Source organism: Acinetobacter sp. YH12129, from assembly GCF_013418685.1.
GTDB classification, from domain to species: domain Bacteria; phylum Pseudomonadota; class Gammaproteobacteria; order Pseudomonadales; family Moraxellaceae; genus Acinetobacter; species Acinetobacter amyesii.
In genome coordinates this window covers 1-23,863 of the sequence record NZ_VPBP01000033.1, presented here as the reverse complement: position 1 = coordinate 23,863, position 23,863 = coordinate 1, and the positions used below count along the sequence as shown (strand labels likewise).

The following is a 23,863-nucleotide window of genomic DNA, read 5'->3' as shown; positions in this document are numbered from 1 at the left end:
GTGATTCAAAATATTGTCGCGAACTGGTTTTGTGACGCAATGCATTGAAAAATAATTAATTGTCTGAAATTTGGTATTCTTTTTGCACAGCATGGTTATTCTTGGGGGAATAATCATGAAAAAAACATACTTGATGGCACTGTTTCTGAGTGTCCTGACATCGACTGCATGGGCAGTTGACCCGCAAATCGCCAGTAATATTCAAGAAATTCGTATCTCGCTCGACAGTATTTGGGTGGTACTGGGCGGTATCTTGGTGTTCTTTATGCAAGCCGGATTTGCCATGATCGAAAGTGGTTCAGTTCGCAGTAAAAATACCGTGAATGTACTCATGAAAAACTACATGGATGCCTGCTTGGGTGGTCTGGTGTTTTGGTTGGTGGGTTTTGGTCTGATGTTTGGGGTCAATACCACGGGCTGGTTTGGCTTCAGTCATTTTGCACCCGATCAACTGGATGATTGGCACTGGAACCTTCTATTTTTCCAAATGATGTTTGCTGCAACGGCAACCACCATTGCCAGTGGTGCAATGGCAGAGCGGATTCATTTTGTCGCTTATGTGGTGAGTGCGGCCGTTGTATCCGGTTTGATTTATCCTGTCTTTGGTAGTTGGGCATGGGGCAGTTTATTTGGCGGAGATGGTTGGTTAAAAGCACTTGGGTTTATCGACTTTGCAGGTTCGACCGTGGTGCATTCGATGGGTGGCTGGGTGGCCTTAGCGGGCATTATCGTATTGGGTCCACGTTTGGGACGATTTGGACGCAATGGGCAAAGCCATTATTTACCGGGGCATAACTTACCTTTAGTGGCATTAGGTGGTTTTATTTTATGGTTAGCATGGTTTGGTTTTAATGCAGGCTCGACCATTAATGCCAATGTCAGCGTAGGACGTATTGCTTTAAATACGCATCTTGCAGCGTGTGCGGCAGCGGTTGCATATATGTTGCTCTGCCTCATCCGATCTAAAGCCATTTTGATCCGCAGTACGATCAATGCCTCACTGGGTGGCTTGGTTGCCATTACGGCAGGCTGTGCAACGATGTCTCCACTGTATGCGGTCATCACCGGCTTATGTGCAGGTGTCATGGTGACCTTCCTGCCAATGTTCATGGAAAAAATGAAACTGGATGATGTGGTGGATGCGGTGACGGTACATGGTTTCTGTGGCGCATGGGGAACATTGGCTGCAGGGATCTTCCTTGAAAATAATATGTTTAATGGCGATGTCATCGCGATACAAGGGCTTGGAGTGATTGCTGCCTTTTTATGGGGCTTTGGCGTTGCGTTCATTGTATTTAAGGTCTTGGATCAATTGTTGGGTGGCTTACGGGTGAGTAAGCAACATGAACAACGGGGTTTGGACTATACCGAGCATGCTGAATTGTCTTATCCCGAGTTTCAAAAAGATGTGACTTTTGAAACGGATGATATGACTAAACGTCATTAACAGGAGTAAAGCAATGAGCACCGAACTGTTGAATTTGGCACAACGCCGCGAAGCTTTAGAAAAAGGCTTACAACAATTTATTCATGGGACTTTACTCGACAGTGCGCTACGGCACTGGGAACAGCAGTACAGCATGAAACCGTCATTTGTATTGAATCGCTTCTTAAATGATATCTGTACCACAGAGGAGCTTCGCTTTTATCGTAAAGATATGCTGAAGCAAGTTTTGTATGAGTTATCTACCTTAGAAAAGCAGGAACTGTTACGGGTTGAAAAACCGCAGGAGCAGGTACAAGAAGACGAGCTCATTGCAGAAACGATTAGCGAGGCCTTTTTAGGCTTTATCGAGTCAGTCATGCTGACGGTGAAATCTACAGATCAGGCTGATTTCACCCAAGATGTGATTGAGCAATTAGAAGAAATCGGGCTGGCAATTGCGGCAAATGCACAAATAAATACGGCGAGTTTTGTCGAGTTTTTGCCCTTGACCAGTTATGCCAAAGTTTTAACGAGCATTTATGAAGTGTATTGTGACTTTTATGGCCCGATGCGTGCAGACCAAGTTTATGCACAAACCAAGCTGAAAATTAAAGCCAATTATCCTGAGGTGGATTTACACCAACTGCTTTAGTGTCGGGGGTAAAACACCATGAAGCTGATTGTCCGTGTATAAAGTGAAGGGATAAAAAAAGCGACCTAATTAGGTCGCTTTTTTCTGGAAGCTTAAGCTACAGTTTCTGGAGCTGTACGCCATAAGCTTTCTAAATCATAGAATTTACGTGCTGTAGGTAACATCACATGTACCACTACAAAACCGAGATCAATCAGGATCCATTCTGCATCACGTTCACCTTCAACGCCAATCGGGCGGAATCCAGCTTTACGTGCTTCTTCTGCCACGTTGTCTGCAAGAGACTTAATGTGACGAGTTGAAGTACCGCTCGCAATTACAATCGCATCTGCGACATTGCTGATTGCTTTGATATCAAGTTCAACAATATCTTTGGCTTTTACATCTTCAAGTGCTTCACGTACAACAGCTAAACAAGCTTGTACATCTTTGATATTTGCGAGATCGTGAGAATTAGAAGCGCTGGGCGATGGTTCTAAATTCATAGAGGGTATGATTTCCTGACAATTTTACATGTTCTAATATAGCGGTTTTGTTGCTGAATTTCAAATCAACACGTCATTGACCATTGGCTAAATGAGGGAAGTATTTGTCTTTCCACGCAAAAGAATGTGATGAGTTGCTTCGTGGTCGGTATTCAGCCGCGATGTAACCTGTATATTGGCTTTGATCTAACCATTTAAAAATCTCAGCAAATGGAATCTGCGCTGAGTCAGGTTCATGTCGCCCCGGACAGTCAGCAAACTGTATGTGACCGATATCCTGAATATTTTCTGCCAAAGTACTGAGAATATCTTCACCCATCATCGCCATGTGGTAGCAGTCATATTGCATCTTCAAAGTAGAGTGTTGTACAGCTTCAAGCATTTCCTGAGCTTGGGCAATATTTTGCACCAAAAAGCGCGGCATATCAGTGCCATTAATCATTTCAAATACCGGCTGAATATGATGTTCAGACAACATGTGGCACGCCAGTTTGAGGTTGCTCGACAAGGTATTTAAACATGGGAGCAAGTCAGCATCTTGTGGCTGTTTGCCGGCTAAAATATTGACACTCGGTACATTTAACGCAGTGGCATAGCGAATGCATTGTTCTAAGGCCTGATGAAATTGATTTTCACGCCCCGGAACTCCCGCAAGACCATCACCGCCTTGCATCAAATCACCCGCAGGGACATTGATTAAACATAGGCTTAAATCATTGATGGTGAGTTGGGTTTGGATTTGCTCAATACTCAGCTCATACGGAAACTGAATTTCTACATGCTTAAAACCGTGTTCACGAGCCAAAGCAAAACGCTCTAACAACGGCACTTCGGTAAAAATCATGGATAAATTAACCGCGAGCTGAGTCATGTATATCGTCCTTGAAGCAATTTACTTCTAAAGTGAAAGTCGTTAGTTTTGTTCGACATGTTGAATGATGGTGGCTAAATCTTTTTCTGCAAAACCATTGTCCTGATGGGCTTTGAGTTGCGATAAAGCTAGGCTGGCAACAGGGATGCTTAATTCAAACTGGGCAGCCAGTTGGACTGCATTATTCAGGTCTTTAGATAAAGTTTGAACTTTCCATTGCACGGGTTCGAACTGATGCGTTGCCATACGTGGGGTTAAAATCTGAAAAGGCTTTGAATCTGCAAATCCACCGGCAAGCGCTGGTGCCAATAACGTGGTGTCTACACCTGATTTCTCGGCCAATGCGACAGCTTCTGCGATTAACGTGCTATTGGCAGCGACGATCAGCTGATTACAAATTTTGGTGGCTTGACCTGTACCTGAGTCGCCCATGCGGGTAACACGTTGAGATAAAACATTGTAAATCAGACTCAAATCTTGAATCGTTTGAGCATCACCACCGGCAAAGATGACCAAAGTGCCTTGTTCAGCACCTGCTGTGCCCCCCGAAACAGGAGAGTCAATCCAAGTGACTTGTTTCAACTTTGCAGCTTGAGCCAATTGATGGGATTGATTCACAGAAAGACTCGAGAAGTCGACAATAATTTGTCCTGCCGCTAAATGGGTTTCGATGCTTGCATACACCGCGGCAACAGCAGCATCATCTGCGAGACAAGATAAAACCACAGGATAATGGGCAATCTTGTCCAATTGAAGCGCTGTCGCGCCAATCGCAATCAACTCATCACACGCAGCGGCAGTTCTGTTCCATACCGCAACTTCAAATCCTGCCTGAATGAGACGCGTGGCCATACGGCTACCCATCAGCCCCATACCTAGAAATGCAATTTTTGTATTACGATCAAACGCCATGTGCTGTACTCAATCTATCCTGTGTGACTATTTTACTTATATTGGCGTGGTAAAAACTGAACCTCTGGGTTCTTATCTTTTTTACGTGCCAATTGGCTGTTTTTGCCGAGCAGTAATTTAAATTGCCAGATTTTTTCTAAGCGTAAAGAGCGTTTTGGACTATGTTCCATGGCATCTAGCACTTGTTTTGCCGCTGCCAAGGCATCTGGTGAACGTTGCGATAATTCTTCGGCTAACTGCTGTGCCTGAAGCAAAGGCTGTACATTTAAATGCGTCACTAAGCCAATATCCTTGGCATATTCTGCGTCAAAAATACGTGCTGTAAGGGTTAATTCTTTGGCTAAATCCAGTCCAATCACACCTTTGAGTGAGCGGGTTAAGCCCATATCAGGGACTAAGCCCCAACGACTTTCCATAATCGACATTTGCGTTTTCGGGTGGGCAATACGGATATCGGCAGCCAAGGCAAGTTGCATGCCTGCACCAAAGCAAAAGCCTTCAAGTGCGGCAATCACCGGCACAGGAAGTTGCTGCCAAATCAGAAAGGCTTTTTGAAATAAACTTTGACCGGGTTTTAACAGTTCCCATGCAGCATAGGCACGATTTTTCGGATCATTGAGGTCAGCCAAATCAATGCCAGCACTAAATACATTGGCTTCACCGGTTAAAATGACACAGCGTAAGCTACGATCTTTTTTTAATTTTTCAGCGGTGCTGACCAATTCTTTGAGCAATGCAAAGCTCATTGCATTACGTTTTTCTGGACGGTTTAAGTAAACCGTTGCAATGCCATTATTTTTTTCTACACGTAATAAAGCCATGGTAATTACTCTTGTTGTTTCTGCGCCCGAGCATAGCATGCACCCTGACAGGATACATGACAGTGCAGTCACAACAGAAGCTAGACGGCACTGACTTTAGTCGGACTGCGCTTAATTATTTTGTTTGGCTAAGATTTGTTGAGCTGCGTGTTCAACTTGTGCCATGACATTTTTTAACTCATCGAAACGGTTCAGGGTTTCTTGGACAAAAGCGTCATCCGCTTTACGGCGTTCCTTACGTAAGGTCGAAACAAATTGCTCAAATTGACCTGAAACCTCTTGGAGGGTTGGAGCGCCCACATAGCGGGTTGCGCCATAAAGCCGATGTAGCACATGCTCTAATTGTGGAAAATCTTCATCTTCGATGAGCTGTGCCATTTCATGGATTTCTTGCTCAAAGCTATCGACGAGCATTTTCAGTAAATCGACTGCAAGGTCTTCTTTATTCGCGGCCAACTGCAAGCTTTGTTGCCAATCTAAAATGCTCGGCTCTAGGGCTTCAATCACTGAACTGCGCTCTAAAACCGGCACTTTCTTAAAGTTATCGGTAGTCCATTGGGTCAAGATTTGAATAATTTGATCCATTTGAATGGGCTTGGTGACATAGTCATCCATACCACTTTGCAGAAGCTTTTGTTTTTCATCAGAGAGCGCATGTGCCGTCAAAGCGATAATTGGAAGGCGCTTATGATTTTCAAAAGTCGACTCAAGAGAACGAATGGCACGCGTGGTATCGACACCTGACATCACAGGCATTTGAATATCCATAAAGATGAGGTCAAAAGCCCCCAAACCTTGCTCTTGGCGAGCTTGAATGATTTCAATGGCTTCTTGTCCACTCAAAGCCTTGGTGGTTTTCACATTTAACTCAGAGAGCAGGGCTTCAAGCACAATCAGGTTTGGCAAATGGTCGTCGACAGCCAAAATGTGCAGACCTTGACCATTAAATTCTTCATGCTGCTCTTGATCAAACCAAGGCTCATTACTCAATAACTGAATCAGCGCTGTACGGCTGAGTGGTTGATGCAATGGGCGAGCACGGTACTCGTTCAACATGCTTGGATCGAGCATCATTTGGTAGCCATAAACCGCTAAGTTACCGCTATAACGATGACGAATTTCTTTCAGTAAGGCTTCGGAGTCACCACTGTGATCGACGATCAACCAGGTATTTTCATTGGTTTTTAGCTGATTGAGTCGACTAAATAAATCAAGGATCGACTGCGTTTCAATATGTTCAACATCATAATTTTCTAAGTAATGACGCAGGACATTGGCGGTTGCTGGATGTGCTAAGTAGGAAACGACTTGTAGATTGCTAAATTGTGGATGCACAATTTCAATTTCTTCATCGACCACAAAGCGCGCAGTAAACCAGAAGGTTGAACCTTTTTCTGTTGGGGCACGTTCTTGGTTATCTTCAAAACCAATTTGTCCATGCATCAGGCTGACTAATTGTTTGGAGATGGCAAGACCTAAACCTGTACCACCAAATTGACGGGTAACAGATGCATCACCTTGCGAGAAGGATTCAAACAGTTTCTTACGGTCGGTACCGCTTAGGCCGATACCACTGTCTTGCACACTAAAGTGCAGCAGACATTGACCGATGTCATCATGCTCCATACGGACACGGACAATAATTTCACCATCTGGAGTGAATTTAATTGCATTTGAAATTAAGTTGGTCAAAATTTGCTTGAAGCGTAGGACATCACCAACCACAAATTTCGGCACATTGTCCGCATAGTAGAAGGTCATATCGATGTGTTTTTGTGCTGCCAATGGCGACAACATATCCATCACATCAAAGACGGCTTCTTCTAAGTCGAATTGCGCAGTTTCGAGTTCTAGTTTGCCTGCATCGATTTTCGAGAAATCAAGCACGTCATTAATTAAAGCCAATAAGTGCGCAGAAGATTTACGAATCGTTTGTAGATATAAATTTTGTTCATTACTGAGGTTGCCTTGGCGCAGTAAAAGATGAATAAAACCATCAATACTGTTAAGTGGCGTGCGCAGTTCATGGGAAATATTGGCTAAGAACACCGACTTCGACTGATTGGCATGGATTGCTTGGTCACGTGCTTGACGGTAGGTAATATTTTGCACTTCTAAAGTATCAAGCGTGCGTCTTAAGTCATCTTCCGTTTGTTCGGTATGTTCACGCAGTTCTAAAAAGCTGAAATGTAAGCGTTTAACCACATTCGCAATATCACGCTGTAATAAACGGAGTTCGCCAGTACTGTTAATGATCATGTGCTGATCTAGAGTGTCGGCATTTAAACGTTGTAACTGCATGCGAATTTCGTACATTGGTGCGATCCAACGACGTGAATAAAAATTCAAACACAGCAAAAGTAATAAAAGTGTCAATAAGCCTGTTGCAATCAATACGATTAACACGCGATAGCGGGCAATTTGCAGCGGTTGATTATCCAGTTCAATGCTTAACCATGCCGGCGTCTGGGTTGAATCTGAAATTTTCAGGGCATAAACATGGTTACCCTGATGTGCAATCGGTCCAATAAAAGACGCTTTACTGTCAAAAGCAGGCCAAATATCTTGATCTTGAAAGCCAATGCTCAGGCGGTTGTTGCCTTTGAGATCTAAAATTGCAGCACGAATCAAATGTTTTTCATTCAACATGCTTTGCATGGCATTACGAGCTTGATCAAACTGCCACGGATAAAGGTTGAGTAACTCTATGGCAGATTCTGATGTCGGTTGATAACGCGTCAGGATCGCGACAGCCATTTGTTTTTGTTGTGCTTTGGCTGCATTGGAGGTTTCCGTTATTACCAACATCGCACCGACACAGGCCAAAATGGTGATCGGCACGAAAATAAGTGCAATCAACTGACCATAGGCATGATTTAAGTGTAGGCGTTTAAAAAGCTTTTTGTTGATATTTGACATGGTTTAAGCAGTTTATTCCTTATGCCCCGAATATTAGCATGGATTATTTAAAACTGATTGCGCTTTAATCACTTTCGCGAAAAAGCGAGGCAAATGGGTGCAGGCAAAGGCATTTTTTCATACAATAGGCGCACCTCGATATAGGTGTGAATAATGAGTAATACAACCCCTGATTTTCAAGCAGACGATTTTTTATTAGACCATTACGTCGGCAACACGCCGTTAGTGCGTTTACAGCGTCTGGCAAGTCATACTCAAGCAACAGTATTAGCCAAGTTAGAAGGCAATAACCCAGCGGGTTCGGTCAAAGACCGCCCTGCATATAACATGATTATGCAAGCGGAAAAGCGTGGTCAGATTAAACCGGGTGATACGTTGATTGAAGCGACGAGCGGAAACACAGGGATTGCTTTAGCTATGGTTGCAGCAATGCGTGGCTATAAAATGACCTTGATCATGCCTGCAAGTTCTAGCCAAGAGCGTAAAGATGCCATGCGTGCCTACGGTGCTGAACTGATCGAATCAGAAAACATGGAAGAAGCACGTGATCTTGCCCTTCAAATGGAAAAAGACGGCAAAGGTTTAGTCCTAAACCAATTTGGTAACCCGGACAATGTGGAAGCACATTACCTTACTACTGGGCCTGAAATTTGGAAACAAACAGGCGGTAAAATTACACATTTCGTCAGCTCAATGGGAACCACCGGGACCATTATGGGGATTTCGAAATATTTAAAAGAACAAAATCCGGATATTCAAATTGTCGGTTTACAGCCGTCTGAAGGCTCAAACATTGCTGGTATTCGCCGTTGGCCACAAGAATATCTTCCTACGATTTTTGACCCTTCACGTGTTGATCGTATTATGGATATTCCGCAAATTGAAGCGGAAAAAACGGCTCGTCGTTTAGCGCGTACAGAAGGTATCAGTGCAGGTACATCATCGGGTGGTGCGGTATGGGCTTCAGTTAAATTGGCTGAAGAAAATCCGGATGCCGTGATTGTTTGCATCGTATGTGACCGTGGTGACCGTTACTTGTCTACTGGTCTATTCTCTGTTGTTGATCCTGAATAATTACAGTGGCCGAACGGCACTGGTGAGTACTTATGCGTTTACCTGTTTTAATTTTTGATATCGAAACACTGACAGATTTGAAGTCAGGTGCGCATTTGTATGGACTGGATCTGCCTGAGGTGGATTTAGATGCAGCGCTGACTAAACTGCGTCGCCAAGAGGTGGGCACGGATTTTCAGCGTTTGGCCTTGCATGAAATTGTCTGTATCTCTGGACTATGGATTGATGAAAAGGGCATGAAGTTGTTTTCATTTAGCCGTGAAGACAATAGCGAAGCTGAAATTTTAAAAAAATTCGTTTCTATTTTTGAAAAGCGTCATCCGACCTTGGTCAGTTGGAACGGTTCGCAGTTTGATTTGCCTGTGATTTTGTTCCGTGCCATGTATCACGGATTATCTGCACCAAGTTTGTTCGATCAGGGCGAGATTGATACGCAAAAGCGCTATAATAACTACCAGAATCGTTATCATCATCGTCATGTAGATTTGATGGATGTCATGGCCATGTTCCATGGTCGTCATTTTCAAAAACTTGACGATGCAGCACATTTACTTGGTTTCCCTGGTAAACGTGGTGATGGTGGCTACCATGTGCCTGAATATGTACGTGAACAACAGTGGATGGAACTGACCAGCTACTGTGAAGGCGATGTGCTCAATACATGGTTGATTTATTTACGCTGGCTGTTGCTGAAAGGGCAGTTATTGTTGAATGATCATCAGCACCTGATTCAAAGTACGATTCAATATTTACAAACTCAGCCGCAACACGCTGACTTTTTATCGGTATGGCAGCAAACCTCGCAGCGTACCGAATTCACTCAATCTGATTTCCCATCTTCCACACATTAGGTACGCATGAAACACAAAGCCAAACCCCAAAAAGCCCAACAACCCATTTATACATTTCAGGTTGAATCGCTTTCACATGAGGGGCGAGGCATAGCGCACTTTGGCACGCATCCAGATCATCCTGCAGAAAAACACGGTAAGAAAGTCTTTATCCGTTATGCCTTGCCGGGTGAAACAGTGCGTGCGCGTATTACCAATGTCGTTAAGCGTCTTGAAGAAGCAGACAGTCTGGAATTGCTGAGTGAAGAGTCGTCTCTACGGGTAAAACCGGCCTGCCCACATTATGGGGGCTGTGGTGGTTGTAGCATGCAACATATCCATCCCGATGAGCAAATTCGTTTAAAACAAGGCGTTTTACAATCACATTTGCAACATTTTGCAGGGATACAACCTGATCAATGGTTAGCTCCGTTACGTTCATTGCGTGAAGACTACCGTCGCAAAGCACGTATTGGTGTGCGTTACCTACCTGCAAAAGATAAGCTCGTGGTCGGCTTTCGTGAGAGCCAGTCAAATAAGCTGACTTCGATTGACCGTTGTATGGTGTTGGATCGTGAGTTTGGCTCAATCACCACACTCAAACAATTGTTACAAAGTTTGCAAGGTAAAGCAGATATTGGGCATATGGAACTGGCCATGGGAGATCAAGAAATTGCCCTCCTGATTCGTCATACGGCGGAACTTTGCGCGGAAGATGTCAACCAATTAGTAAAATTTGCGTTACATAAAGAGTGGCAACTGTACTTACAACCTGAAGGGCCAGACAGCTTACATCGCGTGGATCATCCCGATGCACCGATGCGTCTGCACTATGGTCTAAGTGACTTTGCTGTGGAATTTGGCTTTAATCCTCAGGACTTCACGCAAGTGAATTCCACGATTAATCCGCAAATGGTGAAACTGGCATGTGAATTGCTTCAGTTACAACAAGGTGAGCGAGTTCTAGATCTGTTTTGTGGCTTAGGAAACTTTTCTTTACCACTTGCTCAATGTGTGGGTTCAACGGGTCAAGTCGTTGCAGTTGAAGGGAGTGAAGAAATGGTTCAGCGTGGTGCAGAAAATGCACAAAACAATGGACTTTCGCAACTGAAATTTTATTCACAAGATTTAACAAAAGATTTTTCGCATCATTCTTGGGCAAAACAAGGATTTGATGCATTATTGATAGACCCACCACGTTCTGGTGCAGAAGAAATAATGCGTTATGTGCCCAAATTTGGTGCAAAAAGAATCGTTTATGTGTCATGTAATCCTGCAACACTAGCACGCGATGCTGGAATGCTGGTACAACAAGGCTACCGTTTGAAAAAAGCGGGTGTCATGGACATGTTTACCCATACAGGGCATGTCGAATCGATTGCTTTGTTCGAAAAAGAAAATCAGATAAACGATTAAAAGTTATGAAGCGTAGAAAACTAGGAGTAGGGTATGGTCACAGTACGTGAACAATTACCTGGACGTCTCAATGAGCTGTCTCAGGAAACGACTGTAGAACATGCCGAGCAAGCACAGCATGATTTGGCTGAATGGCTAGAGCGTGTGAGTGGCATGTTTGACGGGGCTCCTCTAAATCAACTCGAAGAAGTTGCACATCTGACCTTACAGAATGAACTTGAAACAACGGTCAACCATCGCTCGAATACCTTCTATACGGGTATTGAAATGGCGGATATTCTTGCTCATCTGTATGCGGATGAAGATACGTTATCAGCAGCCATGCTGTATCGAAGTGTTCGTGAAGGCGTAACCAGTTTAGAAGAAGTCCAAAGCAAATTTGGCGATCAAGTGCATGCTTTGGTGAAAGGCACGCTTGCCATGGGTAAGTTGTCTGACCTGATTGAGCAAAATAAACGTTTAGAAGATCATTTTAATAATAACCAGCGTGAACATTTGACCGGCATTTATAAAATGCTGATTTCGGTGACCGAAGATGTTCGCGTTGTATTAATCAAACTTTCTGAACGTACCTATGCATTACGTGAGTTAGCGCATTCAACCAAAGAGCGTCAAGAGCGTGTCGCACGAGAAATTTTAACCATTTACTCGCCGCTCGCGCACCGTTTAGGGATTGCACAGCTTAAGTGGGAGCTTGAAGATCTCGCTTTCCGTTATCTAGCACCTGAACGTTATAAAGAAATTGCATCCTTACTAAATGAAAAACGTTTAGAGCGTGAACAATATATTCAGTTCGTAACAGAAAAGTTGCGTAAAGAACTGTTAGATCATGGCATTGAGGCCGAGATTAATGGTCGGGTTAAACACATTTATTCGATTTATCGAAAAATGAAGAGTAAGAACCTGAGCTTTGATCAGCTTTATGACATTCGAGCGGTTCGTGTTTTGGTGGATAATGTACCTGAGTGTTATCATACACTGGGGATCGTTCATCAGATTTGGCGTCATATTCCGCATCAGTTCGATGATTATATTACCAACCCGAAAGCCAATGGTTATCGCTCACTGCACACGGCCGTGATTGCAGAGAACAAATCTTTAGAAGTGCAAATTCGTACGCACAATATGCACGAAGAAGCTGAACTCGGGGTGTGTTCGCACTTTAACTATAAAGAAGGCTCTAAAACCACAGATTATTCATTTAATCATCGCTTACATTCTTTGCGTGCAGTGCTTGAACATTATCAAGAACGAAATGATGCCAGCGCACATAAAGAAGATGAAGATTCTGAAAACTTCGAACAAATCCAAGAGTTTGAAGATTTTGAGAAAATCTATGTGTTTAGTCGTGATGGTGATATCAAAGAATTACCACGCGGTTCGACCGTGCTCGACTTTGCCTATCATGTGCATACTGAGGTGGGCAACAAGTGCTATGCGGCACGAGTGAACCAACGTTATGTGCCTTTAACCTATACCCTCAAAACTGGGGAACAGGTTGAGATTTTAACCAAGAAAGATCGTGAGCCGAACCGAGATTGGTTGGTAAACTCACTGGGGTATATCAAGACGGCTCGTGCACGTGACAAGTTACGTCATTGGTTCCGTCAGCAAGACCGTAGTAAAAATTTGGAAGTGGGACGTGAGATTCTGAATAAAGAATTGTCACGTTTGGCGATTCACCCGAAAAGTATCGATTTGAATGATTACTGCAATCATTTTAATGTGAAATTGGGTGAAGATATATTGATTGGCTTGGTGAGTGGCGACATTAGCTTACATGCCTTAATCAATCAGGTTAACCGTCATATGCACCTCGATCAGGATGAGCCTGAACTGGTGTTAAAACCGACCTTGAACCCTCGTGCAAGTCATACGCTTTCGGCGCATGGTATTTTGATTGATGGTCTGGACAATGTAGAACTACACATTGCTCAGTGTTGTCAGCCTGTGCATGGTGAATCGATTGCTGGTTATATCACACTGAATCGTGGCGTGAGTATCCATAAGGTCGCATGTCCGGATTATATCCGTATGATTGGACAAGAGCCTGAGCGTGCGGTTGAAGCGGATTGGGAAATGCAGCCAACTCGTGGTCAAAGTGTGCAAATCGTGGTGGAAGCTTATGACCGTCGTGGTTTGCTTAAAGATCTGACTCAAGTGATTTTCTCAGACCAAATCAACATTCGTCAGGTGAATACGATTTCCGAAAGTGATGGTATTGCCAATATGAAGTTATTGATTGAAGTGAAGGGCTTGGCGCAGTTGTCGAAACTGTTGGCACGTCTAGAGCAACAACCTGGCATTATTAGCGCCCGTCGATTGGTGCAAGGTAGCTAAAAATAAAGCTGTATAAAAAAACCCGCTGTGTGCGGGTTTTTTATTATATTGAGGGAGAGAAATTATAAAATTGAGTGCTTATGCTCCCTTCAGAGCTTTTTGAAAAGCGTCGACAGAATTTAACACGAGCTATCGATCATTGGGTGTCAATTGGCCCTTTTAAAAATGGTAAAGCCGTATGTGAACATTTTGGCTTATCAGTTCCTTTAATTTCCCAATTATTAAATAGTCATCGGCAGATTGGAGAGAAATTTGCACGTGAATTAGAGTCACAATTGGGACTCATTAAGGGAAGTTTAGATCATGAAGTTCAGTTTATAGAACAAAACAAGTGCACTGAGGAGCAAGCAAGCTTGGTCCTTTTTGAAATGCAGGTGGTTGAGACACAGGCATTTTCGTTAAAACCGATTTCAAATGATTCATCTCAATATTCAGCATTATTTAAAAACACTCAAGACCTGTATTTCATTCGCATCACAGCGTCGTATTATGCACCTATATTACAAGAGGGTTGGCTTGTGGTCTGTGACGAACGGCGAGGGGTAGAGAGATCGGATCTAGCCTGTGTATATTTGCGAAATGGCTTAAATTTAATTTTAAACGTGATACAGCAAACAGATGATACATGGCAATTTGCAAGTCTAGACCAAAAACGACAGGTAGAATTCCTGCAATCCGATATTGAAAAATTACATCCTATTATTGCGATCTTACCTAGCCCATTTATTTAAGGTAGTCGCATAAAAAAACCCATCCGAAGATGGGTTTTGATCTGAACTATAAGTTGAAAGGCTTAAGGAATCTCTTCTTCTTCAAATTCAGGCTTCACTTGTACAATGAAGTCTTGACGGTTCAGGCCACGCCATAACGCGAAGGCTGTACCAATGTAGATTGATGAATATGTACCCACAAATACACCAACAAACATTGCAACAGAGAACCATTTCAGACCATCACCGCCCAGTACCATCATCGCTACAACAACCAATAACAGTGTCATAGAGGTGTGAATGGTACGGCGAAGTGTTTCAGTCAAAGCACTGTTCACAACTTCAAGAGGTTCAGCACCGCGAATCTTACGGAAGTTTTCACGAATACGGTCAGATACAACGATGTTATCGTTGAGCGAGAAGCCGATAATCGCGAGTAGCGCAGCCAAAACTGTTAAGTCAAACGGCCACTGCATCATAGCAAAGATACCAATGGTCACCACGATATCGTGGAATAAAGACAGTACAGCGCCCATCGCAAGTTTGAACTCAAAGCGAATAGTGACATAAACCAGCATGAGCAGTAGGGCAAGACCAACAGCGCCCGCAGAACGCACGTAGAGTTCATTACCGACTTGACCACCCACCACATCGACTTTATGCACTTCTGCTTTATTGCCCGGCAATTGAGCGGCAGTCGTAATGGCTTTGGTTAAGTCTTCAGCTTCAATGTCTTTTTGAACTGGCATACGAACCATCAGGTCGCGGTCAGATCCTAAAGTTTGTACTACAGGATCTTTAAAACCAGCTTTTGTCAGCGCTGAGCTCACATCGGTAGATTTTACTGGTTGACTATAGTTCAACTCTGCTGCTACACCGCCAGTAAAGTCCAAACCGAGGTTTAGACCTTTGGTGCAAATAAAAAAGATACTTGCGAGCGTTAAAATAATCGATATCAAGGCTGCCGGTTTGGCAATCTTCATAAAGGGAATAATGTGCTCGTTATCCGGACGGCCGTATTGTTTCGGTTGAGTATTTTCAGTCATCTTCGATCTCCTAAATGCTCAACTTCTTCAGGTTACGTTTTTTACCATAAATGATTTGTACGATTGCACGTGTCACGGTAATCGCTGTGAACATTGAGCAGACAATACCAATCATTAGGGTAACCGCGAAGCCTTTAATTGGGCCTGTGCCAATTGCGAACAGAATGAAAGCAACCAAGAATGTGGTTAAGTTGGAGTCAAAGATGGTGTTATACGCACGATCATAACCCGCAACAATCGCCTGTTTCGGCGAGGCACCCCATTTAATTTCCTCTCGTATCCGCTCACAGATCAGTACGTTGGCATCGACCGCCATACCAATGGTAATCACGATACCTGCAATACCCGGAAGGGTGAGGGACGCGCCAATCCAAGACATGATGGTTAAAATCATGGCAAGGTTAACCACGAGTGCAAAGTTGGCAATCAAGCCGAACACACGGAAGAAGACTACCATCCAAATCGCAACCAATAAGAAACCGATTTGAGTTGATAATACGCCTTTGTCAATGTTTTCTTGACCGAGACTCGGACCAATCACACGTTCTTCAACGAAGTACATTGGCGCTGCCAAAGCACCTGCACGTAACATCAATGCAAGTTCAGATGCTTCTTGAGGTGAATCCAGACCAGTAATACGGAACTGAGAACCCAATACGGCTTGAATCGTTGCCGCATTGATGACCACAGATTCGGTATAAGGTGTACGAACTTCAGTTTGTGTGCCTGTTGTAGGATCTGCAACATAACTAATTTTTTGTTTGTTCTCGATGAACAGAACAGCCATTCGTTTGCCTACAGCATTACGAGTGGCTTCAGACATCAACTTACCGCCCGCAGTATCCAAAGTAATATTTACTTCAGCACCACCTGTATCTTGGCTAAAGCCTGATGACGCATTTTGTACACGTTCACCTGTTAAGATACGGTTACGGTTAAGCAATAATTGACGACCGCTGTCCAAAGATTCATAAGCAAATGCTTCTGTACCTGGCGGTAATGAGCCTTTTGCTTGACCTGTGTAAGGATCGATATATTGATCATTTAAGTCAGAAACTAAGCGGAACTCAAGGTTTGCAGTACGACCAAGTACACGTTTTGCTTCAGCAGTATCTTGTACACCCGGTAATTCAACCACAATACGGTTGCTACCTTGAGTTTGCACCAATGCTTCCGCTACACCTAACTCGTTAATACGGTTACGTAAAGTCGTTAAGTTTTGGTTGACAGCATAAGACTGAATTTCTTGTTTACGTGTATCTGTGTAGCTTAGACGAAGAGTCGAACCTTCAGTTGTTGCAACAGCTTGTTGAGTATATTCATTGCCGTTACGACGAAGGAAATCCATAGCTGCAGAACGGTCATCATTATTTGCAAATTGCATCGTAATGGTGTTGTTGTTCAAAGATAAGCTATTGAATTTTAATTTATTGTCACGAAGTTGGCGACGTAAGTCAGCCGCAGACGTTTCCATACGTTGTGAAATGGCTTTATCCATATCCACTTCAAGTAGGAAATGTACACCACCACGTAAATCCAGACCCAGCTTCATTGGTTTAGCACCAATTTTTTGTAGCCATTCTGGGGTAGTAGGCGCAAGGTTCAGTGCGACGACATAATTTTCACCGAGCCCACGACGCAGTGCTTCTTTCGCTTTTAATTGTTGTTCGCTCGAATCAACACGTAATAAAGCGGCATTATTGGTGAAGCTATTGTCATGGCTGGCAATATTTTCAGATTTTAAAATCTGCTCTGCTTTTTGTACGATGCTTTGGTCAATCTGGGTACCGGCTTTGGCACCTGAAATTTGAACAGCAGGTTCATCAGGATACAAACTTGGCAGGGCATATAATGTACTGATGACTAGTACCACTAGAATCAGTAGATATTTCCATGCTGGGTAACGCATTCGTTTTCTTCTTAAAATGAAAAAAGCCGTGCGGGTGCACGACTTATTTTTTGATTAAAGGTTATTTAGAGTGCCTTCAGGCAGAACTGAAATCACACTTGCGCGTTGTACTTTTACTTCTACGCCACGGTTCAGTTCAACAACTGCAAAATCACCTTCGATTTTTGTGATTTTACCCATTAAACCGCCCGCAAAAACAACTTCACTACCAACACCTAGGCTTTCAATTAGTGCACGATGTTCTTTTGCACGTTTTGATTGAGGGCGCCAGATCAAGAAGTAGAAGATTGCGACAAATACCGCAATCATCAACAGGTTTGCCATCATGCTCGGTTGCTGTGCAGCTTCACCTGCCGCGTGAGCAGTAGAAATAAAAAGGCTCATTTCATTTTCCTAAACTAAAAAAACTGGTTATCAATACTTTGATAAATAAATTGGACTTGTTCAGCAATTTACCTTGTCTTTTTCTTCAGCGCAAATGCTGAAAGAATTAATCTTGAGGACAAGGTGGCACTTCCATGCCGCGACGACGATAAAAGTCTTCAACAAACTCATCAAAAGTGCCATGATCGAGAGCATCACGCATCGCTTCAGTCAGACGCAGGTAATAACGTAAGTTATGAATAGTACCGAGCATCGAACCGAGCATTTCGCCGCATTTCTCAAGATGGAAGAGATAAGATTTGGTGAAATTTGTACAGGTATAGCAGTCGCAATGTGGGTCAAGCGGACTTTGATCATGACGATATTTGGCATTGCGAATACGCACTAAACCGTCAGTCACAAAATAATGACCATTACGTGCATTTCGAGTTGGCATCACACAGTCAAACATATCGACACCGCGACGAACTGCTTCTACGATATCTTCTGGTTTACCGACACCCATCAAGTAACGTGGTTTATCCGCAGGCATTTTCTCTGGAAGATAATCCAATACTTTGATCATTTCTTCTTTAGGTTCGCCAACAGACAAGCCACCAATGGCATAACCATCAAAATCAATTTCTTTGAGACCATTTAAAGATTCATCACGTAAATCTTCATACATGCCGCCTTGGATAATACCAAATAGTGCATTACGGTTTTTCAGCACGTCATGATGTTGAGTCTTACAACGTTTCGCCCAACGCAATGAAAGCTGCAGTGATTTTTGCGCTTCTTCATGTGTCGCAGGATAAGGCGTACATTCATCAAAAATCATCACGATGTCTGAATTCAGCGTGTGCTGAATATCCATCGAAATTTCAGGAGATAAAAAGACTTTAGAGCCATCAATCGGAGAGCGGAAAGTCACGCCCTCTTCTTTAATTTTGCGCATAGCGCCAAGGCTGAAGACTTGGAAACCGCCTGAATCTGTCAAAATCGGGTTATTCCATTTCATGAATTGGTGTAAACCACCATGTTCACGAATGACATCTAGGCCTGGACGTAAATATAAATGGAAGGTATTGCCCAAAATAACTTGGGATTTAATTTCTTTAATGTCACGTGGGAGCATGCCTTTTACAGTACCGTAAGTACCGACAGGCATGAACATAGGTGTTTCAACAACACCATGTTCAAGGGTTAAACGGCCGCGACGAGCACGGCCCGATTGCGCCAATTTTTCAAACTTCATACAAGGTCCAGATCAAGGCGAAAAAACAGTTCGCTGATGGTAAGAGGGCTAAAAGTGCTCTATTTTCCTTGATTCTGCGGTTAAACGCTAGCTTTGTCGGGTGTTAAGTCTGTAAATTTATAGATTGCATCTTGTGACAAGGTTTCATCTGAACTCTTGGCATTAAAATAGAACTGGTTAATTCGCTGCAAAATTTCTTCTTTTTCCATCGCAAATGTGCCTTTCGGGTCCGATGTCATGGCCACGATACTGTCAATAAGCTTTTGAATATAAGGATTCGTGGTTGCATAGCTTTTTTCTAAGCTTAAAAGATAGACTTCATTGGCTACATGTAAATAGTTATAAGGTTGTATTTGAACGATTTGAGCCAAATCAATCAGCAGGTCTTTATCATACTGAGACAGCTTCATACGCTTGGGTAAGCTGTCGAGCTTGAGTGGTTGTTTGGATTTGAGAAAATCGTCAAGTTGTGTGCTTGGAGTATTTAAAACCTGAGCTGAATAAATTTCTATTTCGGGCTGTGTCTGGACCGTGATAAAAAACAGAATATTGTCCAGTTCTATGCCGTAGGACTGGACCAAGTCGATTTTTGTTTGTTGTATGGCATTGAGCAAGATTGAAAGATGGTTAGCCGATTCAGACTTTATCGTACTTTTTATAGAAGATGGATCAAGGTTTAAATGGCCCACTTCATTTACAGATGTCAGTTTAAACTGCGCCAAGTCTTGACTTAAAGCCGGTAGGTTACGATAGCGCCATTTCGACACATTCCATCGATCATGCGCTGCAAGATATTGAGCAGAATCTTCATCTTCGGCAAAAACACTACGCTGCGTAGAGACAGCGATATAGTCTATGGATAAATAGGGATTGAACACCAACGTACATGCGTAAATATGGTTGTCTTGGTGCTGCTCATAGAGTTTGAAAAACGCCTGAATCAGCACATTTTTCAGTGCATTAATTTGATTTTGCATATTTTATTTTTCTTTCTAGTTTTGGAGGTGCTTGATCACCTCATCATTATTTTTTTACTTTGGTACGTTAAAGCCCGAACTTAAAAGTTCGGACGATAATCAAAATTTTGGCTGGCAGCTTGATCGCGGAAAGGGCGAACCGCTTTTTTACTCAGCAATAGCGTATTAATAATATTGTTAGGAAACACTTGAATGTGGTTGTTGAACAACTCGACGTTGCGGTTAAAAATAGTAATCGCCGCACCGACATTTTCGTTTTGTTCTTCAATTTCATTCATCATTTTCAGATAAATATCATTGGCTTTGAGCTCTGGATAGTTTTCAACCACAACATTCAGGCTGCGCATCAGATCTTGATTTAAGGCTTCGATACGCTGTAATTGGCTGACATCGGTACTATTTACGTTCAAATTCATAATGTTTTGACGGAGTTCAGTGACTTTTGCCAAAGTCCCTTGTTCAAAATTGGAATATTGCTCAACCAAAGGCTGTAATCCATCTAAAATTTTGATTTTTTGACGTTCATAGCTGGCTACATCTGACCATGCACGAATGGTTGCATTGTGATGTCGGACAATACTGTTGCGAATCATGATTGCGCCAATCACCAATGCAATGATGATTAAAACAAAGATCAAAAGCCCCATAAAATTTTATCCTCAAGATAAAAGGTCGTAATTTAAAACATTATTGAGTGAAATCTATTTTAAAAACTGCGTTAAGTCGTTTTTCAAATTTTCTAAAGCGTTTAATTTAAAGGTTCTAAGATGTCCACGCAATGCCGAAACATCCTGAATTCGTTTTGCTTTACTACTGACTTTAAATAAATCTGTAGAGCCAAGATAGCACATTATTCGGTGGCTCGGATGAAATAGCAGATCACCTTCACGGTTTTGAAAAAAATCCGCCAGTCGGAGTACAAAGCCCGGGCTGAGTAATTTAGCGATTTCCATTTGGTTATCGCCATAAAATTTTAATTTTTGATTGGTTTGAATATCGCTGCTGTGCCAAGGAAAACTATAGGGATAGCCAAAGTTTTTGCCTGTTGCAGATACGGCAAGACCATGGATGCCAATATCAAAAACGAATACACCCCACAGGTCTTTATGGATTTCTTTGACCGTGACTTCAGCGCCGTCTTTGTCGCGTACCTTCAGTTCACTCACATAGTGATATTGAAAGACCATGACTTGATGCTGTTGCTGATTTTCATCTTCCCAAACCGTACTGGCGAAGGTCCGAATATCATTCGAAAGGCTGCCTTGCTTAAACACAGGGAACATACGTTTAAGATTGCCAATAAACTGTAGATTATTCAGCGGCATCGAAATGTATTCAGGCTGTCGGTTAAAGGCCAGTTGGTATTTTTTTGCAATGCATTCGGTTTCTAAAAATGCAATTACATCTTCGATCGGATCATCTTTTTCATAGCTGATATACGCCCAAAACACCATGACCAATCCCGCAGCAAAGCAAAGCTGTGCCCAGCCATGATCGGGCTGAATCACAATAAACAGCATGAAGCCGATACCCAGTGCGGCTAAAGCCAGCGGCAGTAAATTTTCAAATTTGAGCGTAATGGGCGCGTTCCAAGGATGCAACCCATCGAGGAGCTCTTGGTGTGTTTTTGCGTTTCGGCCTATATCCCATAGCCGAGCAATATTCTGAAAAACAACTTCATTCTTTTTGCGACGAATATGGATGGAATGCTTTACAGAATCTATCGGCATAGGGATGATTTCAGCGTTCGATTATTTGTGGTTAATATTATCAATTAACATCGCATCACCATAACTAAAGAAGCGATATTGGCTGTCGACGGCATGGTGATAGGCATTCAAAATATTGTCTCGATTAGACAACGCTGACACTAACATGAGCAGGGTAGACTCAGGTAAATGGAAGTTGGTAATTAAACGATCGACCACTTTGAACTCATAACCTGGGTAGATAAAGATTTGTGTATCACCAGTCCAACCCTTGAGTTCGCCGCCATTGGCTTGAGCGGCACTTTCAGTCGCACGAGTCGCTGTAGTACCGACAGCAATAACTTTATTGCCACGTGCTTTTGTCTCACGGATTAAAGCCATAGATTCTTCTGATACGTCACACCATTCGCTGTGCATGATGTGGTTTTCAATGTCATTGGTACGTACGGGTAAAAATGTGCCTGCACCCACATGCAAGGTAACAAAGGTTTTATTTACGCCTTTGTCTGCCAGTTTTTTGAGTAGCGTTTCATCAAAATGTAAGCTTGCTGTTGGTGCTGCAACTGAAGCCAATTTGGTCGGATCGTTAAAAACAGTTTGGTAACGTTCGGTATCAATCGCTTCTGCTTCACGGTTAAAGTAAGGCGGAATCGGTAAAGCACCGTATAAATCTAAAACTTGTAAAATAGGCTGTGAAAATTCCACAACAAATAAGTTTTCATGACGGCCTTGAACGGTCACTTTAACTTCGTCTGGACCAATAAATAATTCTGCACCTTCTTTAGGCGTATTACTGGCTTTAATGTGGCAATGTGCGGTTTTTGGGTCAAGAATACGTTCAACCAAGACTTCAACTGCACCACCTGTAGCGCGTTTGCCTTTTAAGCGGGCTTTCATCACTTTGGTATCGTTTAGTACCAATAAGTCACCTTCATTGAGCAAGTCTAAAATGTCAGTGAAATGATGGTCGTGATATTCGCCATTCAGGTCGAGATGGAGCAGGCGTGATGCACTACGTGTTTCAAGCGGATAGCGGGCAATGAGTTCGTCAGGGAGATTGAAGTTAAAGTCAGAAAGTTGCATGTTAAGAAATCTGAAAAGGGGATAATGAAATTTGGCTTAGTATAAGCTTTTTTAGGTTTTAACGCTGAAATTGATGGATTATCCATCTAAAAATTCTTATACGGTTTATTTTTAATCAAATGAGAACATCATGCGTTGACAAGTTTTTGAAACAGTTTATTATACGTTTCAACACCTTCCCGAGGTGGTGAAATTGGTAGACGCGGTGGATTCAAAATCCACTATCAGAGATGATGTGTCGGTTCGAGTCCGACCCTCGGGACCAAAATTCTAAAAGACCCCAAGCTTATTAAGACTTGGGGTTTTTTATTGCCTGAAGGAAATTAAAAATAAGATATTTGGTAATTATGCTCTAAAGCTTTCGGATAACTTATAAATGATTTGAGAAATAAATTTTTAATAAAAAATAGGGGTGTATATGTCAGCAAATTTAAATGCAGAACTAAACTTGAATCAATTTGCATTAAAATTATTGGAAAGTACTTATGGATTGGAATTTATTTGTGTACTTATTTTTCTTGTGGTGATGGTCTCTAGTATTTACTTTCTTGCTAAATCTGGCGTGATTTCAGGGTTAAGAGATTATAGTGATTACAAGCGGCGAAAAAAGAATGAATATATTGATGAACAAGAAAATCTTCTCAAGGAAGATACTTTAACTGAGTTTTCTAATGAGTTGAAATATCATTTGAAAGTCGCAAAGTTAGCAAATTATTTAAATGTTAAAAATAAAGATTTGCTTAAATACATCTTGTCTTGCTGTGATAAAGATAGGGCCGTTAGATTATATAAAAAGGGGGCAGGAGTATTTGGAAAAAGATGAAGTAAGTCGTAAATATGAGCTGAAGAAAAAATATACAAAGAATAAGATAAAATGGTATGGGTATTGCGGGACGATTTTATATATTTTCATTAATGCTATTGGTTGTGCTCCATATAAGTTGACAAAAATAACTAATCATGCGAAAAGGTTTTTTTAGTTAACAGATGTTCACACATGCCTCGGATTGTTTCTGTACCACTTAGTTTAGAACAGCGAGAACGACTCATTTTTCTGGCCAA

At 42.4% G+C, this 23,863-nt stretch carries 21 protein-coding genes, 1 tRNA gene and 1 pseudogene; 10 read left to right on the top strand and 13 right to left on the bottom strand.

Annotation, left to right across the window (positions count from 1 at the left end):
* The first annotated feature begins 115 nt into the window (after window positions 1–115).
* Together FTU65_RS13770 and FTU65_RS13765 are read left to right on the top strand one after the other, a co-directional pair.
* Window positions 116–1,447, top strand: a complete 1,332-nt coding sequence (locus FTU65_RS13770; protein ID WP_180010927.1) for an ammonium transporter — start codon at window positions 116–118, stop codon at window positions 1,445–1,447.
* Between the two features lie 13 nt (window positions 1,448–1,460).
* Window positions 1,461–2,078: a hypothetical protein gene (locus FTU65_RS13765; RefSeq protein WP_180010929.1), complete on the top strand. Its 618-nt coding sequence runs from the start codon at window positions 1,461–1,463 to the stop codon at window positions 2,076–2,078.
* A gap of 92 nt (window positions 2,079–2,170) precedes the next feature.
* On the opposite strand, the gene rsfS is transcribed toward FTU65_RS13765, so the two are convergent.
* The 5 genes from rsfS to FTU65_RS13740 all read right to left on the bottom strand — a co-directional run bounded on the left by rsfS (window position 2,171) and on the right by FTU65_RS13740 (window position 8,086).
* Window positions 2,171–2,563: a ribosome silencing factor gene (gene rsfS / locus FTU65_RS13760; protein ID WP_086178424.1), complete on the bottom strand. Its 393-nt coding sequence runs from the start codon at window positions 2,561–2,563 to the stop codon at window positions 2,171–2,173.
* A 73-nt stretch (window positions 2,564–2,636) separates the two neighbouring features.
* A complete protein-coding gene (locus FTU65_RS13755; RefSeq protein ID WP_078191282.1) occupies window positions 2,637–3,434 on the bottom strand; it encodes a hydroxypyruvate isomerase family protein in 798 nt (265 codons plus the stop codon).
* 42 nt (window positions 3,435–3,476) lie between these two features.
* Window positions 3,477–4,346 carry an NAD(P)-dependent oxidoreductase gene (locus FTU65_RS13750; RefSeq protein ID WP_180010931.1) on the bottom strand — a complete coding sequence of 290 codons (870 nt, stop codon included), beginning with the start codon at window positions 4,344–4,346 and terminating at the stop codon, window positions 3,477–3,479.
* Between the two features lie 32 nt (window positions 4,347–4,378).
* A complete protein-coding gene (locus tag FTU65_RS13745; RefSeq protein WP_180004603.1) occupies window positions 4,379–5,167 on the bottom strand; it encodes a crotonase/enoyl-CoA hydratase family protein in 789 nt (262 codons plus the stop codon).
* A 111-nt stretch (window positions 5,168–5,278) separates the two neighbouring features.
* Window positions 5,279–8,086 carry an ATP-binding protein gene (locus FTU65_RS13740; protein ID WP_180065625.1) on the bottom strand — a complete coding sequence of 936 codons (2,808 nt, stop codon included), beginning with the start codon at window positions 8,084–8,086 and terminating at the stop codon, window positions 5,279–5,281.
* A 153-nt stretch (window positions 8,087–8,239) separates the two neighbouring features.
* On the opposite strand from FTU65_RS13740, the gene cysM reads away from it, so the two are divergent.
* The 5 genes from cysM (at window position 8,240) to FTU65_RS13715 (ending at window position 14,477) form a co-directional block, all read left to right on the top strand.
* On the top strand, window positions 8,240–9,160 hold the full coding sequence (gene cysM / locus FTU65_RS13735) for a cysteine synthase CysM (RefSeq protein ID WP_078191278.1): 921 nt from the start codon (window positions 8,240–8,242) through the stop codon (window positions 9,158–9,160).
* Between the two features lie 32 nt (window positions 9,161–9,192).
* On the top strand, window positions 9,193–10,011 hold the full coding sequence (locus FTU65_RS13730) for a 3'-5' exonuclease (RefSeq protein ID WP_180050031.1): 819 nt from the start codon (window positions 9,193–9,195) through the stop codon (window positions 10,009–10,011).
* 6 nt (window positions 10,012–10,017) lie between these two features.
* Complete coding sequence (rlmD, locus tag FTU65_RS13725; protein WP_180065627.1) at window positions 10,018–11,406, top strand: 23S rRNA (uracil(1939)-C(5))-methyltransferase RlmD; 1,389 nt, start codon at window positions 10,018–10,020, stop codon at window positions 11,404–11,406.
* A 33-nt stretch (window positions 11,407–11,439) separates the two neighbouring features.
* Window positions 11,440–13,746, top strand: coding sequence for a bifunctional (p)ppGpp synthetase/guanosine-3',5'-bis(diphosphate) 3'-pyrophosphohydrolase (locus tag FTU65_RS13720; RefSeq protein WP_180010937.1), 2,307 nt, complete (start codon window positions 11,440–11,442; stop codon window positions 13,744–13,746).
* A gap of 80 nt (window positions 13,747–13,826) precedes the next feature.
* Window positions 13,827–14,477 (top strand): hypothetical protein, encoded by a 651-nt coding sequence (locus FTU65_RS13715; RefSeq protein ID WP_180010939.1) that lies wholly within the window; start codon window positions 13,827–13,829, stop codon window positions 14,475–14,477.
* A 62-nt stretch (window positions 14,478–14,539) separates the two neighbouring features.
* Here the strand turns inward: FTU65_RS13715 and secF are convergent, their stop codons facing one another.
* From secF to queA, 8 genes are all read right to left on the bottom strand, one after another.
* The gene (gene secF / locus FTU65_RS13710; protein ID WP_180065629.1) at window positions 14,540–15,502 is read right to left on the bottom strand and encodes a protein translocase subunit SecF; all 963 of its coding nucleotides are present in this window, start codon (window positions 15,500–15,502) and stop codon (window positions 14,540–14,542) included.
* 10 nt (window positions 15,503–15,512) lie between these two features.
* Window positions 15,513–17,411 (bottom strand): protein translocase subunit SecD, encoded by a 1,899-nt coding sequence (gene secD, locus FTU65_RS13705; RefSeq protein WP_078194180.1) that lies wholly within the window; start codon window positions 17,409–17,411, stop codon window positions 15,513–15,515.
* Window positions 17,412–17,465: 54 nt separating this feature from the next.
* Entirely contained in the window at window positions 17,466–17,795 is a 330-nt protein-coding gene (gene yajC, locus FTU65_RS13700; protein WP_078191271.1) for a preprotein translocase subunit YajC, read from the bottom strand.
* Between the two features lie 106 nt (window positions 17,796–17,901).
* On the bottom strand, window positions 17,902–19,032 hold the full coding sequence (gene tgt, locus FTU65_RS13695) for a tRNA guanosine(34) transglycosylase Tgt (RefSeq protein WP_078194179.1): 1,131 nt from the start codon (window positions 19,030–19,032) through the stop codon (window positions 17,902–17,904).
* An 80-nt stretch (window positions 19,033–19,112) separates the two neighbouring features.
* Window positions 19,113–20,009 (bottom strand): DUF4303 domain-containing protein, encoded by an 897-nt coding sequence (locus tag FTU65_RS13690; protein WP_180065631.1) that lies wholly within the window; start codon window positions 20,007–20,009, stop codon window positions 19,113–19,115.
* Between the two features lie 80 nt (window positions 20,010–20,089).
* Window positions 20,090–20,656: a LemA family protein gene (locus tag FTU65_RS13685; protein WP_180055874.1), complete on the bottom strand. Its 567-nt coding sequence runs from the start codon at window positions 20,654–20,656 to the stop codon at window positions 20,090–20,092.
* A 54-nt stretch (window positions 20,657–20,710) separates the two neighbouring features.
* Complete coding sequence (locus tag FTU65_RS13680) at window positions 20,711–21,739, bottom strand: hypothetical protein (RefSeq protein WP_180065633.1); 1,029 nt, start codon at window positions 21,737–21,739, stop codon at window positions 20,711–20,713.
* Between the two features lie 21 nt (window positions 21,740–21,760).
* On the bottom strand, window positions 21,761–22,801 hold the full coding sequence (queA, locus tag FTU65_RS13675; RefSeq protein WP_180065635.1) for a tRNA preQ1(34) S-adenosylmethionine ribosyltransferase-isomerase QueA: 1,041 nt from the start codon (window positions 22,799–22,801) through the stop codon (window positions 21,761–21,763).
* A gap of 178 nt (window positions 22,802–22,979) precedes the next feature.
* On the opposite strand from queA, the gene FTU65_RS13670 reads away from it, so the two are divergent.
* The 3 genes and pseudogenes from FTU65_RS13670 to FTU65_RS16475 all read left to right on the top strand — a co-directional run.
* Window positions 22,980–23,066: transfer RNA gene (locus FTU65_RS13670), tRNA-Leu, on the top strand.
* 153 nt (window positions 23,067–23,219) lie between these two features.
* Window positions 23,220–23,624, top strand: a complete 405-nt coding sequence (locus tag FTU65_RS13665) for a hypothetical protein (protein ID WP_180065636.1) — start codon at window positions 23,220–23,222, stop codon at window positions 23,622–23,624.
* A gap of 174 nt (window positions 23,625–23,798) precedes the next feature.
* Window positions 23,799–23,863: pseudogene (locus FTU65_RS16475) on the top strand (helix-turn-helix domain-containing protein); the annotation flags it as partial.